Annotated in this window: 14 protein-coding genes; 5 read left to right on the forward strand and 9 right to left on the reverse strand. The window is 76.2% G+C overall.

Going from position 1 to position 13,871, the window contains the following annotated elements; all coding sequences use genetic code 11:
- Positions 1 to 21: 21 nt before the first annotated feature.
- The 6 genes from ACGF15_RS23055 to ACGF15_RS23080 all read right to left on the reverse strand — a co-directional run bounded on the left by ACGF15_RS23055 (position 22) and on the right by ACGF15_RS23080 (position 7,031).
- Positions 22 to 840 carry an ECF transporter S component gene (locus tag ACGF15_RS23055; protein WP_345610139.1) on the reverse strand — a complete coding sequence of 273 codons (819 nt, stop codon included), beginning with the start codon at positions 838 to 840 and terminating at the stop codon, positions 22 to 24.
- Positions 841 to 911: 71 nt separating this feature from the next.
- Positions 912 to 2,795 carry an ABC transporter ATP-binding protein gene (locus ACGF15_RS23060; protein ID WP_392801524.1) on the reverse strand — a complete coding sequence of 628 codons (1,884 nt, stop codon included), beginning with the start codon at positions 2,793 to 2,795 and terminating at the stop codon, positions 912 to 914.
- On the reverse strand, positions 2,792 to 4,114 hold the full coding sequence (locus ACGF15_RS23065) for an energy-coupling factor transporter transmembrane component T (protein ID WP_392801527.1): 1,323 nt from the start codon (positions 4,112 to 4,114) through the stop codon (positions 2,792 to 2,794). The genes ACGF15_RS23060 and ACGF15_RS23065 overlap by 4 nt, the downstream gene beginning before the upstream one ends.
- Complete coding sequence (locus ACGF15_RS23070) at positions 4,111 to 4,806, reverse strand: SCO2322 family protein (protein WP_345610133.1); 696 nt, start codon at positions 4,804 to 4,806, stop codon at positions 4,111 to 4,113. Before ACGF15_RS23070 ends, ACGF15_RS23065 begins: the two co-directional genes overlap by 4 nt.
- A complete protein-coding gene (locus tag ACGF15_RS23075; protein ID WP_392801530.1) occupies positions 4,806 to 6,065 on the reverse strand; it encodes a prenyltransferase/squalene oxidase repeat-containing protein in 1,260 nt (419 codons plus the stop codon). Before ACGF15_RS23075 ends, ACGF15_RS23070 begins: the two co-directional genes overlap by 1 nt.
- A gap of 300 nt (positions 6,066 to 6,365) precedes the next feature.
- Positions 6,366 to 7,031, reverse strand: coding sequence for a TetR family transcriptional regulator (locus tag ACGF15_RS23080; protein WP_345610129.1), 666 nt, complete (start codon positions 7,029 to 7,031; stop codon positions 6,366 to 6,368).
- Positions 7,032 to 7,306: 275 nt separating this feature from the next.
- On the opposite strand from ACGF15_RS23080, the gene ACGF15_RS23085 reads away from it, so the two are divergent.
- The 3 genes from ACGF15_RS23085 to ACGF15_RS23095 all read left to right on the forward strand — a co-directional run bounded on the left by ACGF15_RS23085 (position 7,307) and on the right by ACGF15_RS23095 (position 10,590).
- The gene (locus ACGF15_RS23085) at positions 7,307 to 8,620 is read left to right on the forward strand and encodes a glycosyltransferase family 4 protein (protein ID WP_362614177.1); all 1,314 of its coding nucleotides are present in this window, start codon (positions 7,307 to 7,309) and stop codon (positions 8,618 to 8,620) included.
- Positions 8,621 to 8,716: 96 nt separating this feature from the next.
- A complete protein-coding gene (locus tag ACGF15_RS23090) occupies positions 8,717 to 9,514 on the forward strand; it encodes a methyltransferase domain-containing protein (RefSeq protein ID WP_345610125.1) in 798 nt (265 codons plus the stop codon).
- Positions 9,511 to 10,590, forward strand: a complete 1,080-nt coding sequence (locus tag ACGF15_RS23095) for a prenyltransferase (RefSeq protein ID WP_345610123.1) — start codon at positions 9,511 to 9,513, stop codon at positions 10,588 to 10,590. The genes ACGF15_RS23090 and ACGF15_RS23095 overlap by 4 nt, the downstream gene beginning before the upstream one ends.
- A 54-nt stretch (positions 10,591 to 10,644) precedes the next feature.
- Here the strand turns inward: ACGF15_RS23095 and ACGF15_RS23100 are convergent, their stop codons facing one another.
- The gene (locus ACGF15_RS23100; protein WP_345610121.1) at positions 10,645 to 11,127 is read right to left on the reverse strand and encodes an NADAR family protein; all 483 of its coding nucleotides are present in this window, start codon (positions 11,125 to 11,127) and stop codon (positions 10,645 to 10,647) included.
- 273 nt (positions 11,128 to 11,400) lie between these two features.
- Here ACGF15_RS23100 and ACGF15_RS23105 point away from each other — a divergent pair, with 273 nt between their 5' ends.
- Together ACGF15_RS23105 and ACGF15_RS23110 are read left to right on the forward strand one after the other, a co-directional pair.
- A complete protein-coding gene (locus tag ACGF15_RS23105; RefSeq protein ID WP_392801535.1) occupies positions 11,401 to 11,988 on the forward strand; it encodes a TetR/AcrR family transcriptional regulator in 588 nt (195 codons plus the stop codon).
- Positions 11,985 to 12,365, forward strand: coding sequence for a hypothetical protein (locus tag ACGF15_RS23110; protein WP_392801537.1), 381 nt, complete (start codon positions 11,985 to 11,987; stop codon positions 12,363 to 12,365). Before ACGF15_RS23105 ends, ACGF15_RS23110 begins: the two co-directional genes overlap by 4 nt.
- 170 nt (positions 12,366 to 12,535) lie before the next feature.
- Here the strand turns inward: ACGF15_RS23110 and ACGF15_RS23115 are convergent, their stop codons facing one another.
- The gene (locus ACGF15_RS23115) at positions 12,536 to 12,826 is read right to left on the reverse strand and encodes a hypothetical protein (protein WP_345610114.1); all 291 of its coding nucleotides are present in this window, start codon (positions 12,824 to 12,826) and stop codon (positions 12,536 to 12,538) included.
- 217 nt (positions 12,827 to 13,043) lie between these two features.
- Positions 13,044 to 13,826, reverse strand: coding sequence for a hypothetical protein (locus ACGF15_RS23120; protein WP_345610111.1), 783 nt, complete (start codon positions 13,824 to 13,826; stop codon positions 13,044 to 13,046).
- Positions 13,827 to 13,871: the final 45 nt, after the last annotated feature.

The following is a 13,871-nucleotide window of genomic DNA, read 5'->3' on the forward strand; positions in this document are numbered from 1 at the left end:
CCGGCGACCCTGTGGGGCGCCTCACCCCGCCCGGTCCGTCCGGGCCTCCTCGAATGTGACCCGCGCCTCGAACGCGGCCCGCCGGGTCGCCCTCCGCAGCGCCCTCAGCAGTGTGCCGCCGAGCGTCAGGGTCAGCACCACCGTCAGCACCGCGCGCCCCAGGTCCCAGCCGAGCGAGGTGGCGGCGCAGTACGCCAGGAACCGCACCAGGTTCTCGTGCAGCGGGTCCCCGGGGTGGAAGGAGATCCCCGTGGCCATGCCCGTGATCACGGTCCAGCCGTAGAGGTTCATGACCGTCCCGTAGGCGAACGCGGCCAGTGCCCCGTACCCGGCCAGCATCAGCAGCTCCGTCCGCCCCCGCAGCCGGTCCGCCCCGGGCAGCAGCCCGGCCCCCAGGGTGAACCAGCCCATGGCCAGCATCTGGAACGGCATCCACGGCCCGACCCCGCCCGTGAGCAGGGCGGACGCGAACATCGTGACCGACCCGAGGACGAAGCCGAAGCCGGGCCCGAGGACCCGCCCGCTGAGCACCATCAGGAAGAACATCGGCTCCAGGCCCGCCGTCCCCGCCCCCAGCGGCCGCAGGGCGGCCCCGACGGCGGCCAGCACCCCGAGCATGGCCACCGCCTTGGCGTCCATGCCGCTGTCCGCGATCGTGGCGACGACCACGGCGACCAGGAGCGGCAGCAGGACGGCGAGCAGCCAGGGCGCGTCCCCGGCGTGCGCCGCGAGCCCCGATCCCGCGTCGGCCAGCAGCGGCCAGCCGAAGAACATCGCGCCGATCGCGCTGATCAGGACCAGCGCGGCCACGGAGCGGGGCCCCAGGCGGACGGGGCGCACGCGCCCGTCCGCGACGGTGCCGCCTCCGCCTCCGCCTGCTGCGCCTCCGCCGTGCGGTCCGCCGGCCGCGGTCACCGGTGGTCCTCCCGTCCGGTCAGTGCCGTGGCCACCTCGGAGACCGTGAGCCACCGCTGCGGGGCGAGGACCTTGGCGACCTGCGGGGCGAAGGACGGGGAGGAGACGACCACCTCCGCCGTGGGCCCGTCGGCCACCACCTCGCCGTCCGCGAGGATCACCACCCGGTGTGCCAGCTCCGCGGCCAGCTCCACGTCGTGGGTGGCCAGCACGATCGAGTGGCCTTCCCGGGCCAGGCCCCGCAGCAGGCCCACCAGACGGCCCTTCGCCGCGTAGTCGAGGCCGCGGGTCGGCTCGTCGAGGAGGATCAGCGGCGGACGCGCGGTCAGCACGACGGCCAGGGCCAGCGCGAGGCGCTGCCCCTCGGAGAGGTCGCGCGGGTGCGTGGCGCCGCCGACGTCGGGCAGCAAAGTGCCGACCAGCCCCAGGCAGGTGCCCACGGCGGCGCCCGCGTCGGCGTCGGCCGCCGCGCACTCGGCCGACACCGTCTCGGTGTACAGCAGGTCGCGGGGGTCCTGGGGGACCAGCCCGACCTGGCGGATCAGCTCGCGGGGCGGGGTGCGGCGGGGTGTCATCCCCCCGGCGGCGACGGTGCCCGACGTCGGCTCGACCAGGCCCACCAGACTGCCGAGCAGGGTCGACTTCCCCGCGCCGTTGCGGCCCATCAGGGCCACGGTCTCGCCCGCGGAGACGGTGAGGTCGATGCCGCGCAGCGCCTCGACGCGGTCGCGGCGGACGGTGAGCCCGCGCAGGCGCGCGGCGGGCGGACCCCCGGCGCCCGGCGTGCGGGGCGCGGGGGCCGGTGCGTGGGCGCGGGGGCCCTCGGAGCCCGTCCGGAGGCGGTCCAGGACCCGCCGCAGGGGCCCGCGGCGGGGTGAGGACCCGGAGCGGACACCGGGCTCCTCCGCCTCTGCGCCACCCCCGGCCGGCTCCGGCGGGACACCGGGCTCCTCCGCCTCTGCGGCCTCCCCGGCCGGCTCCGGCGGGAGGGCCACCCGGGCCCCCTCGGCCGGAGCCGCCGGGACGGCGGGCCCGCCCGTGTGCTCCGCAGCGGCGGGGGAGAGGTCCGCCAGGCGGTCGCGCAGGGCGGGGGCCAGCCTCCGGGCGTCCCGCACCGACAGGGGCAGGGGCGACCAGCCCGCGAGCCGTCCCAGCGCCACCACCGGGGGGTGGACCGGCGAGACGGCCATCACCTCGGCGGGTGAGCCGGTCACCGGCGCCTCGCCGGCCCCCGGCAGCAGCACCACCCGGTCCGCGTACTGCACCACGCGCTCCAGGCGGTGCTCCGCCATCAGCACCGTGGTCCCGAGGTCGTGCACCAGGCGCTGGAGCACCGAGAGCACCTCCTCCGCGGCGGCGGGGTCGAGCGCCGACGTCGGCTCGTCCAGCACCAGTACCCGGGGGTGCGTGGTGAGCACCGAGCCGATGGCCACCCGCTGCTGCTGGCCGCCGGACAGGGTCGCGATCGGCCGGTCCCGCAGCTCGGCCAGCCCCAGCAGGTCGAGCGTCTCCTCCACCCGGCGGCGCATCACGTCCGCGGGGAGTCCGAGGGACTCCATGCCGTACGCGAGCTCGTCCTCGACGGTGTCGGTGACGAAATGGGCCCGCGGGTCCTGTCCCACGGTGCCGACGACGTCGGAGAGCTCCCGGGGCCTGTGGGTACGGGTGTCCCGCCCGCAGACCGTGACCCGGCCGCGCAGCGTGCCGCCCGTGAAGTGCGGGACCAGCCCCGAGACGGCCCCCAGCAGCGTCGACTTGCCCGAGCCGGACGGGCCGACCAGCAGCACCAGCTCCCCCTCGGGCACCGTCAGGTCCACCCGCTCCAGCGTGGGGGCGGACGCGTCGGCGTAGGTCACCGTCACGTCGTCGAAACGGATCACGGGGACGACTCCTGGGGTCCGGGGGGAGCGGGGGGCAGCGGGGCGACCCAGGCGGGCAGCAGCCCGACCAGCACCGACAGGGCCGGCCACAGGGGGAGTTCGGGAACGGTGGGCGGAACGACCCCGGGATGCAGGGCCTCCGGGGCGACGGTGCCCGCATGGATCATCAGCGCCGCCACCGCCGCGCCGGAACCGGCGACCAGCCAGGCGCGCGCACCCCAGCGGTCGGGCCGGTACCGGCTGCGCACCGAGCGCCGCCCGCCGAGCCGGAGTCCGGCCGCCGCCGCGGCGAGGCCCGCGGCCGTCAGCGGCAGGCCGTAGCGCGCGCCTTCGGCGGCGAGCAGCCCGTAGGAGCCCGCGCACACCCCCAGCAGGCCGCCCAGCGTGAGGGCGTTGGTGGTCCGCCGGACGCCGGCCGGCACCTGCGCGGTCCGCCCGTAGCCCCGCGCGTCCATCGAGGCGGCCAGGGCGACCGAACGCTCCAGGGCGCCCTCCAGGACGGGCAGGCCGATCTGCGCGACCGCCCGCACCCCGCCGGTGGGCCGCCCGCGCAGCCGGCGGGCGGTGCGCAGCCGGAAGACGTCGGCGACCATGTTCGGCGCGAAGGTCATGGCGACGACCACCGCCACACCGGCCTCGTACAGGGCGCCCGGGAGCGACTTCAGCAGCCGTGCCGGGCTGGCGAGGGCGTTCGCCGCGCCCACGCAGATCAGCAGGGTGGCGAGCTTGGCGCCGTCGTAGAAGGCGAACAGCAGTTGCTCGCCCGTCACCCGGCCGCCGAGGCGGATGCCCTCGGCCCAGCCGGGCACCGGGACCTCGGGGAGGGTGAAGAGCGTGTGCGTGCCGGGGATCGGGGAGCCCAGCAGCGCCGAGAAGGCCACCCTCAGCGCGATGACGAACAGCCCCAGCTTGACGAACGCGCCGTAGGAGCGGGCCCAGGGCGCGTCGGTGCGGCGCGCCGCGACCACATAGCCCGCCACCCCCACGAGCAGCCCGAGGAGCAGCGGGTTGGTGGTGCGCGAGGCGGCGACCGCGAGCCCCACGGCCCACAGCCACCAGGCCCCCGCGTGGAGGGCGTTGCCGCGGCTGCCCACCGGGGCGCGCAGCCGGCCGGCGGCGCGGCCGAGCTGCCGGCCGGCTGCGCCCCGCGCCGGGCCGGCCCCGGGCGCGCCCGGGGCACCTGGTTCGCCCGCGCCCGGGGCCGCGCCCGGGGCGGTCGGGGGCGTCCCCGTCCCCTCCTCGGGGGCCTGTGTGTCCGCCCTGCCCGCGGCACCCTCCGGCCGGGGCGCGGGGCGCCCCCGGAGGGGTCCCCCGGTCATCCGCGGCGTCGGCGGGCCCGCCACAGGGCGGCCGCGCCCAGCCCGAGGACGGCGGCCATGCCCGCCCAGACGCCCAGCGAGGGGCCCTGCCCGCCGTCGCCGGAGCCGGTCCCGCCGGACGCGGGGCCGGATTCCGGCGCGGACGCCTCCGCGGAGTCGGCGTCCGCTCCGGCCGTGCGGGAGGAGTCCACCTGCTCGCCGCAGCCGGTGCGCGGATAGCCGCCGATCGCGCAGAGCAGCGCGCTGCCGTCGTACCGCAGCGGCTTCGCCACCTGCGCCAGCGCCTCGGCCGAGGTCGCGTCGGTGCCGACCTGCGCGCAGGCCGAGCGCCGGGCCGGCGGACGCTGCCCGGAGGGGGCGTCCTCGGGCGTGCCGGGGTCGATCACCACGGCCACCCGCTTGGTCCCCGCCGCGGCGGGGGTGGTGCCGCACACCGCCTCGAAGTCCGGTGCCTCACGGGGGGTGGCGGCGTCCCCGCTGTCCTCGCTGACCGAGAAGCGGTAGCCGTCCACCGCCCCGTCGGCCGGACGGGCGGTCGCCGGCCCCTCGGTGGCGTAGTGCCAGGCGCCGCCCTCGCCCTGCCAGAAGGACCAGTACCGGTAGCCGGCCGCCTGCGCGGGCGCGGCGGCGAGTCCGGCGAGCAGTGCGCCCAGCCCGAGGAGGGACAGCCATGCGGTGGACCGGCGGAGCATCAGCCCTGGTTCTTCCTGCGGCCGCTGAACAGGAAGCCCACGCCCACCGCGGCGATGAAGAACACGCCCACGATCCACCAGGTGGTCAGCGAGCCGCCGTCGTCGTCCCCGGCCTCCTCGCCGGCGGCCTCGGAGCCGTTGGCCTCCGGCTGCGCCGAGGCGTCGCCGCTCTTCGGGGCGGGGCCGGTGGCGTTGAGGCCGGCGACCAGGTCGGTGCCGCCGAAGTCGCGGGGGTCGGTGCCGGTGGCGTGGGCCGCCAGGACGAGCTGCGCCCAGGCGGCGGGACCGGCCTGCTCGGCCCAGGAGGCGCCGTTCTTCTTCAGCCAGTCCAGCGGCTTCGCCGCCTGCCGGGGCACGTCCTGCGCGCTGAGCGCCACGACGGCGTCGGCGGTGTTGCCGTAGTCGGGGGCCGGGTCGGAGTCCTCGGCGCCCGGCATCGGCGGGGTGTCCAGGTGGCCCGTCCCGGCCATCTCGCCCGCCAGGTAGGCGGCGCCGTTGCGCGCGGCGTCCGCGAGGTCCGCACCGCTGCCGCACTCCGCGTCCTGGCCGCCGGTGCCCGTGGCGGGCGGTACGACCAGCCCGCGGCCGTTGGCCGCGGTCACGGCGGCGGCGGTGGAGTCGGCGATGAAGCCGGGTGTGCCCTTCTGGTACTCGAAGGCCCCGCCGTCGTCCCCGCTGCAGGGCAGGGCGAAGGTGAGCAGCGAGTCGTAGGGCGACCTGCCGCCCTTCGAGGTCACCTCGGCCGGCTTCTCGCCCGCCGCCGCGAGGGCGCCGATCACCGCGGAGGTCGAGTTGGCGTCGCTGGCGTCGCCGGGGTAGAAGCCCCAGCCGCCGTCGTCGTTCTGGACGGACTTCAGCCAGCCGACGGTCTTGGCCACGGCCGCGTCCTGCCCGCCGAGCGCGGCGAGGGCCTGTGCCGCGGCGCCGGAGGAGTTGGTGTCCGGCTTGATCTTCGCGTCGCAGGCGGCGGAGGGGTCGGGCCGGTAGGCGGCGAAGGCGCCGTCGGCGCACTGCTGGCCGGTGAGGAAGGCGACGGCCTGGTCGGCGGGGGTCACCCCGGCGGTGTCCTGGGCGAGCAGTGCCAGGGACTGCCGCCAGACGCCGTCGTAGGTCGGGTCGCCGGTGCCGTACAGCCCCGCGGGGAGGTCGGCGGAGGGCGAGGGGGAGGGCGACGGGGCGGCCAGGGCCGCCGGTGCGAAGCCTGTGCCGAGCACGGCGGCTGCGGCGAGCGCGGCTGCGCCGCGGCGGACGGTGGTCATGGGTGTGCCTCTCCTGCGTGGACCCGCGGACCGCCGGGGCGCGGGCGCGCAGAGCGGCACCGGGCTCCGGCCCCGCGTGCCTGGACGGTGCCTGGCCGCCGGCGGGTCCGCCGGCGGCACGAGCCGGTCACGACCGCGTACGGGGGCCGCGCGGCGCGCCCCGGCCGGAGCCGTTTGCGCACGCACGGGGCATCCCCGGGCTGCCCGCTCCGGCGCGCGGCCGAACGGACGGGGCGGGCCGGAGGGCTCCGGACCCGCCCCGTACGGGCGTGATGACGACCCGCCCACTCTACCGGCCGGTCACCGGGATCCCGAGGGTGACCTGGCCGCACCGCTCGCGTCCCCCGGCCCGGACGGGCCGTCCGCCGGGAGGTCGATCAGGCGGCACGCCGTCTCGATGTCGGCGCGGACCTGTGCGATCGAGGCCCGGCCCGACAGCCAGGTGATCAGGGTCGAGTGCCAGGTGTGCTCGATGACGCGCACCGCGGACAGCTGCTGCGGTGTGGGGTCCGCCAGCCCGGTGGCGTCCAGGATGATCGCGGTGGTCTGGCGGGAGACCGCGTCGACCTCCTGGCTGACGCTGCGGTCCGCGAAGATCAGCGCCCTGACCATCGCGTCGGCCAGGTGCGGTTCCCGCTGGAGCGCCCGGAACGCCCGCATCAGGGTCTCCGCCACCCGGTCCGCCGGGTCGGCGCCGCCGGGCGGGTGTCTGGCCAGGGTCGCGTGGAGGTGCTGGAGCTGGTCCTGCATGGTCGCCACCAGCAGGTGGATCTTGGAGGGGAAGTAGCGGTAGAGCGTGCCGAGGGCGACCCCCGCGGCCTCGGCGACCTCCCGCATCTGGACCGCGTCGAAGCCGCCCCGTCCCGCCAGGTGCGTACTGGCGTGCAGGATCCGGCGCCGCCGCTCCTCCTGGCGCTCGGTCAGGGGCGGGGCGTCCGCCCCCGCCGGCCGTGCTCGCCCTGTCATGGGTCCCGTTCCGTGGTCGTCGTTCCCTCGTCGCCGGGTGGCGTCCCGGCGCCGTCCGGTGCCGGTGGGCACGCGCTCCGGGGCCGGTGCCCGGATGGCACAGCATGGTGCCGCACGAGTGCCCCCGGCCGTGGCGTGAATCACCTGATCCGCCGGTCACAGGTGCGCTACCTGCCGGTAGATTCGGAGCACTCGGACGATCAAGTCTGAAACTTGTTCTAGGTTAGCGCGACCGACTACGCTCCGCCGGAAACGCAGTGAGAAGGGGGCCGTGGGTGACCGCAGAGGCCATACAGACCGGGCCCCGTGCAGACGCGGCCGCCGACGGTGACGCACCGCTGCGCATCGCCCTGCTCACATACAAGGGGAACCCGTTCTGCGGGGGCCAGGGCGTCTACGTCCGCCACCTCTCCCGGGAGCTGGCCCGCCTCGGGCACCGCGTCGAGGTCATCGGGGCCCAGCCCTACCCGGAACTCGACGAGGGCGTCCCGCTCACCGAGCTGCCGAGCCTGGACCTCTACCGCCAGCCCGACCCCTTCCGCACGCCCGGCCGCGGCGAGTACCGCGACTGGATCGACGCGCTGGAGGTCGCCACCATGTGGACGGGCGGCTTCCCCGAGCCGTTGACCTTCTCCCTGCGCGCCCGCCGCCACCTGCGCGCCCGCCGCGGGGACTTCGACGTCGTCCACGACAACCAGACCCTCGGCTACGGCCTGCTCGGCGACGTGGGCGCCCCGCTGGTGACCACCATCCACCACCCCATCACGGTGGACCGGCGCCTGGACCTCGACGCGGCCGCCGACCTCAAGCGCCGCCTGTCGGTGCGCCGCTGGTACGGCTTCACCCGTATGCAGGGCAGGGTCGCGCGCCGGCTGCCCTCGGTCCTCACCGTCTCCGGGTCCTCCCGGCAGGAGATCACCGAGCACCTCGCCGTGCCCGCCGACCGGATCCACGTCGTCCACGTCGGAGCCGACACCGACCTCTTCTCGCCGGACCCGTCGGTCGCCGAGGTGCCGGGCCGGATCGTCACCACCTCCAGCGCCGATGTCCCGCTCAAGGGCCTGGTGCACCTCGTGGAGGCGCTGGCCAAGGTCCGCACCGACCGCCCCGACGCCCACCTCGTCGTCGTCGGCAGGCGTGCCGAGGACGGGCCGGTGGCCCGGACGATCGAGCGCCACGGCCTCGGCGACGCCGTCCGCTTCGTCAAGGGCATCACCGACGCCGAGCTCGTCGACCTGGTCCGGGGCGCGCAGATCGCCTGCGTGCCCTCGCTGTACGAGGGCTTCTCGCTGCCCGCCGCCGAGGCGATGGCCACCGGCACCCCGCTGGTCGCCACCACGGGCGGTGCCATCCCCGAGGTCGCCGGTCCCGACGGGGACACCTGCCTCGCCGTGCCGCCGGGGGACTCCGAGGCCCTCGCCGGAGCGCTGCGCCGCCTCCTCGGCGACGACGCGCTGCGCGAGCGGCTCGGTGCCCGGGGCCGCGCCCGGGTGCTCGCCCGCTTCACCTGGAAACAGGCCGCCCTCGGCACCGCCGAGCGCTACCGGGAGGCCATCGCCGCCGCCCGGCCCGCCGTCCGCACCCCCTGACGCCCCACCGGCGCCGCCGCGGGACCGGCGCCGCCCGGGCCCCGAACCGCCCCGCCCCGTGAACGCCCCGCACCGCCCGCAGGAAGGCAGACCCCCGTGCTGACCGTCGACTTCTCCCGCTTTCCGCTCGCCCCGGGCGACCGCGTGCTCGATCTGGGCTGCGGCGCAGGCCGGCACGCCTTCGAGTGCTACCGGCGCGGCGCGCGGGTCGTCGCCCTGGACCGCAACGGCGAGGAGATCCGCGAGGTCGCCAGGTGGTTCGCCGCGATGAAGGAGGCCGGGGAGGCGCCCGAGGGCGCCACGGCCACCGCCATGGAGGGCGACGCGCTCAACCTGCCCTTCCCCGACGACTCCTTCGACGTCGTCATCATCTCCGAGGTCATGGAGCACATCCCGGACGACAAGGGCGTCCTCGCCGAGATGGTGCGCGTGCTGCGCCCCGGCGGCCGGATCGCGGTGACCGTCCCCCGCTACGGCCCCGAGAAGATCTGCTGGGCGCTCTCCGACGCCTACCACGAGGTCGAGGGCGGCCACATCCGCATCTACCGCGCCGACGAACTCCTCGCCCGGATGCGGGAGGCGGGGCTGCGCCCGTACGGCACCCACCACGCCCATGCGCTCCACTCGCCCTACTGGTGGCTCAAGTGCGCCTTCGGCGTGGACAACGACCGGGCGCTGCCGGTGAAGGCGTACCACAAGCTGCTGGTCTGGGACATCATGAAGAAGCCGCTGGCCACCCGGGCCGCGGAGCGGGCGCTGAACCCCCTCATCGGCAAGAGCTTCGTGGCGTACGCCACCAAGCCCCGCACCGCGGCCGACGCCCGCCCCGCCGCTGCCGACGACGCCCGCCCCGCCGACGCCGCCGCCCGCACCACCACCGGGACCGGCGCGTGACCAGCCCGGGCCGCACCGACCACCTCGTCCTGCCGGGTGTGCTCACCGCCGCACAGGCGGCCGAGACCGTGGCGGGCATCCTGGCCGTCCAGCGCGAGGACGGCGCGATCCCCTGGTTCCGCGGCCACCACCTCGACCCCTGGGACCACACCGAGGCCGCGATGGCGCTCGACGCCGCGGGCGAGCACCGGGCCGCGGAGAGGGCCTACGCGTGGCTGGCCCGCCACCAGAACGCCGACGGCTCCTGGTACGCCGCCTACCACGACGGCGACCCCGCCGAGATCACCGACCGGGGCCGGGAGACCAACTTCTGCGCCTATGTGGCGGTCGGCGTGTGGCACCACTACCTGAGCACCGGCGACGAGCCCTTCCTCGACCGCATGTGGCCCTGCGTCCGCGCCGCGGTCGAGTTCGTCCTCGCGCTCCAGCAGCCGGGCGGCCAGATCGGCTGGAAGCGCGAGGAGGACGGCACACCCGTCGCCGACGCGCTGCTCACCGGCAGCTCCTCCGTGCACCACGCGCTGCGCTGCGCCCTGGCCATCGCCGAGGAGCGGGAGGACCCGCAGCCCGACTGGGAGCTCGCGACGGGCGCCCTGGCCCATGCGATCCGCCGCCACCCCGAGCGCTTCCTGGACAAGGACCGCTACTCGATGGACTGGTACTACCCGGTCCTCGGCGGGGCCGTGACGGGAGCGGAGGCCAGGGCGCGGATCGACGCGCGCTGGGACGAGTTCGTGGTGCCGGGCCTCGGTGTGCGCTGCGTGCTGCCCAACCCCTGGGTCACGGGCGGCGAGAGCTGCGAACTCGCCCTCGCCCTCTGGGCGATCGGGGAGTCCGACCGCGCGCTGGAGATCCTCCAGTCGGTGCAGCACCTGCGCGCCCGGGGCGGTCTGTACTGGACGGGATACGTCTTCGAGGGCGACCGCGCCGTATGGCCGGAGGAGCTGACGACCTGGACGGCGGGCTCGCTGCTGCTGGCCGTCGCCGCACTCGGCGGCGACGAGCCGACGGTGGCCGTGTTCGGCGGCGAGCGCCTGCCTCGGGGGCTCTCGGGGGAGTGCTGCACGGGCCTCTGACGAGCGCGCCCGGCGGGCCCGGGACCCGGGCCCGGGACACGGCGGGGCCCCGGATCAGGGCCCCGGCCGGCGGCCGTCGCCGCCGCGGGCCTCGGCGGGTTCGGCGCGCAGCCGGCTCCGGGTGCGCACCAGGATCCGCCCGAGCATGTTCCTGCCGTTCCCGGTCCTGCCGCGACCCCAGTAGTGGTCCGTGGTGGTGTCCTCGACGATCTCCTCGTCCCCGGTGGACAGCAGGACCTCGCGGATGTCGGGGTGCGCGCCGAACTTGGCCGCCACCGCACGGCGCATCACGTCGTCCCTGACCCGTTCCCAGTCCCTCCGCAGGGGCCTGGACGGATCGCGCCCGAGGGTCGCGGCACGCAGCGGGGTGGGCGCGCGCCGGACGAGGTCCGCGTGGCGGGTGCCCCTGAACTTCTGCGCCTGGAAGTAGTGCTCCGAGGTCGGCCACCAGGCCCCGTCGAGCTCGAATCCGTGAGGGGAGAAGTTCGAGAAGCATCCGTAGGGGACGTCGTCGGCGCCGTAGAAGTAGATCGTCATGGGAACCTCTGGCAGGGAGCGGTCCGCTGCACCGTGCCAGGCGCGCCCCGGTGCCCGCCACCGGTTTTCTCCGCCGAACCCGCCCCGGCCGCCCGGAGCGAACCCCGCCGCCGGGGCCGCCCGTGCACGCGGGCGGTCTCGTGAGTGCGCTGTGGCCGCCGCCGGTGCCGCGGCCCGTCTCGCGGCGCGTGCCCATCCTCCGCGGTGGGGTCGCCCCTCGGTGCACCGGCCGGGGTTGTTTATCAAACGGGTCGACCCGTATCGTAAATGACCATGAGTTCCTCTCCGTCCCCCAGGGGACGTCCCAGGGATCCCCGTTCGCACGAGGCGATCGTCAGCGCCGCCGCAGAGCTGGTGGCCGAGGTCGGCTACGCCGCGACGTCGATCGGGGCGGTGGCCGCCCGGGCCGGCGTCGGCAAGGACACCGTCTACCGGCGCTGGCGGGGCAAGCCGGAGCTGGTCTTCGAGGCCGTGTTCACCACCACCGACCATGCTCCGGTCCCGGACACCGGAACGCTGGCCGGGGACCTGGGCGCACTGCTGCGGGGCCTGGTCGACGAGTTCCGCGCACCTGCCGCGGCAGCGGCGCTTCCGGGGCTGCTCGCCGACTTCGCCGCCGATCCGCTGCTGAGGGCGCGCATCCGCAGCGGCTTCCTGGCCCCGTCGAAGGAGCGGCTGCTGGTCGTCTTCGAGCGCGCCGAGACGCGCGGGGAGATCGCGGCCGGCACACCCGTGGACCTGGTCCTGGACACGTTGGCCGGGGCCGTGTTCTTCCACGTCGGCCTGGTCGGGGAACACCCCGACCCCCGGCTGGCCGAGCAGCTGGCCGCCGTCATGGCCAAGGGAATCGAGGTCCGGTGAACGGCTGGCTCCTCGCGGCGGGCGTCACCACCTTCGGTGTGGCCGCAGTGCACGTGGGCGCCGGGCACCGGGACGTGGTCCGCCCCCTGCTGTCCTGCGGACTCGCAGACGAGCCCAGGCGCGTCCTTCATGCCGTGTGGCACATGGTGAGCGTGGACCTCGTGCTCTCCGCCGCGGCCCTGGTCCACCTCGCGCTGGCGGACGCTACGCCGGCGACCGGTCCGCTGGCGTGGTTCGTGGCTGCGCACTTCGCCGCGTACACCGTCGCCTTCCTGGCCGTCACGCTGTCGGTCGGCTGGTCGAGGCCACTGCTCCGGCTGCCGCAGTGGATCCTGCTCCTGCCGGTCGCGGCCTTGACGGCGGCGGGTGCCGGGTAGCGACGGCCCGGGAGGGACGCGGCGGAGGCGCCCGCAGGGTCTACCGGGCCCGGCCGCCTCCCCGCGCCCCGCCGGGCGGTCGGCCCTCGACGGCCGTCGGGAGGAGGGCGGCGCCGTCGGCGTCCGACTCCTCGCCCTCCCGGATCGCCGGCCGACGTCGCCCAGGGCGCTCAGCGGCCGCGCAGGCGGCCCGCCACCGCGTGGCCGATGAACAGGTACACGACCGCGGCGAGACCGTAGCCGGCGGTCACGCGCGCCCACTCCTTCTCGAAGGTGAACAGGTCGTGGGACCATCCGGCCAGCCACCGCGCGGTGTCCTGCACGAACTGCACGAAGTCGTTGGCCTGGTTGGCCTTCAGCAGGTACATCAGGATCCACAGGCCGATCACGGCGGCCATGACGTCGGCGACCACGGCGATGATCCGGCCTGCGGTCGCTGTGTTGCTCGCACGTGTTGTCATGTCACCGCGTCTTGCCGCTCGGGCGCCCGGGAAACCCGGGCCGCCGGTTCCGGTTGGGGGCGGCGGCCCGGTCCCGGGCCCCGTGGGGCCGCGCTCGCGGACCGGGGCCCGGGGTTCCGGTGGCGGGGCCGCCCCGCCCGGCGAGGGCCCCGCCCGCGCAGACGGCGGCGGCCCCCCGCTCGCAGGAGCGGGGGGCCGCCGACCGGCGCGCCGGTGCTCAGCCGCGCTGGATGCCGGAGGTGTCCTGGAGGACGCCGCGGCGCCCGTCCTGGGTCTGCGCCACCAGGCCCTGGCCGCGCTGCTCGACCGCCAGGTACCAGGTGCCGGGCGCCAGTTCGGCGATCGGCGCGGGCGATCCGTCCTCGCCGTAGAGGGGACGGGCCACCGGGACGGCGAACCAGAACGGGGAGAAGTCCGAGGGCGCGGGGCCCTGCGGGGCGGCAGGGGTCGGTGCTCCCGGCTGGCCGCCTCCCGGCTGGCCCTGCTGCCCGCCGAACGGCTGCGGCTGCGCGCCGTACGGCTGCTGCTGGGTGCCGGGGTAGCCGTAGCCGCCCTGCTGGGGCTGGGCGCTGTAGGGCTGCTGCGGGCGCGGCGCACCCGCCAGCGGGGCCTTGAGCGCGGGCACCAGCGGGGTGGCGATCGCCGCACCGGCCAGGGCGAGGGAGGCGAGCAGGCCGAGGATCAGTCCGGCGCCCGCACTGGCGTTGCCCAGGTCCACCAGCGACCAGAAGAAGAACCACACCACGAAGACCGTCGCGGCGAGGCCGAACTGCCCCAGGTCGATCCCCGCGATCTTCCGCCCGGGCTGGAGCCTGGAGAGCACGACGAGCCCCGCACCGAGGATGCCGACGAGGTAGACGCCGAACGCGAAGTTCAGGGAGTCCCACGCGTTCGGGCCGTCCGACCCGAAGTCATAGGTCTTGAGGAACGAGGCGATGAACAGCAACACCGCTGCTCCGATCACCACGCCGTCGCCTCGAGTGAGGGAGCGGATGTTCACGTGTCAGTCCTTCGTAGGTCGTCTCGTCGGAGCGGTCGCCGGTTC

Source organism: Streptomyces sp. NPDC048001 (assembly GCF_043203115.1).
In the GTDB taxonomy this organism is placed as follows: domain Bacteria; phylum Actinomycetota; class Actinomycetes; order Streptomycetales; family Streptomycetaceae; genus Streptomyces; species Streptomyces sanyensis.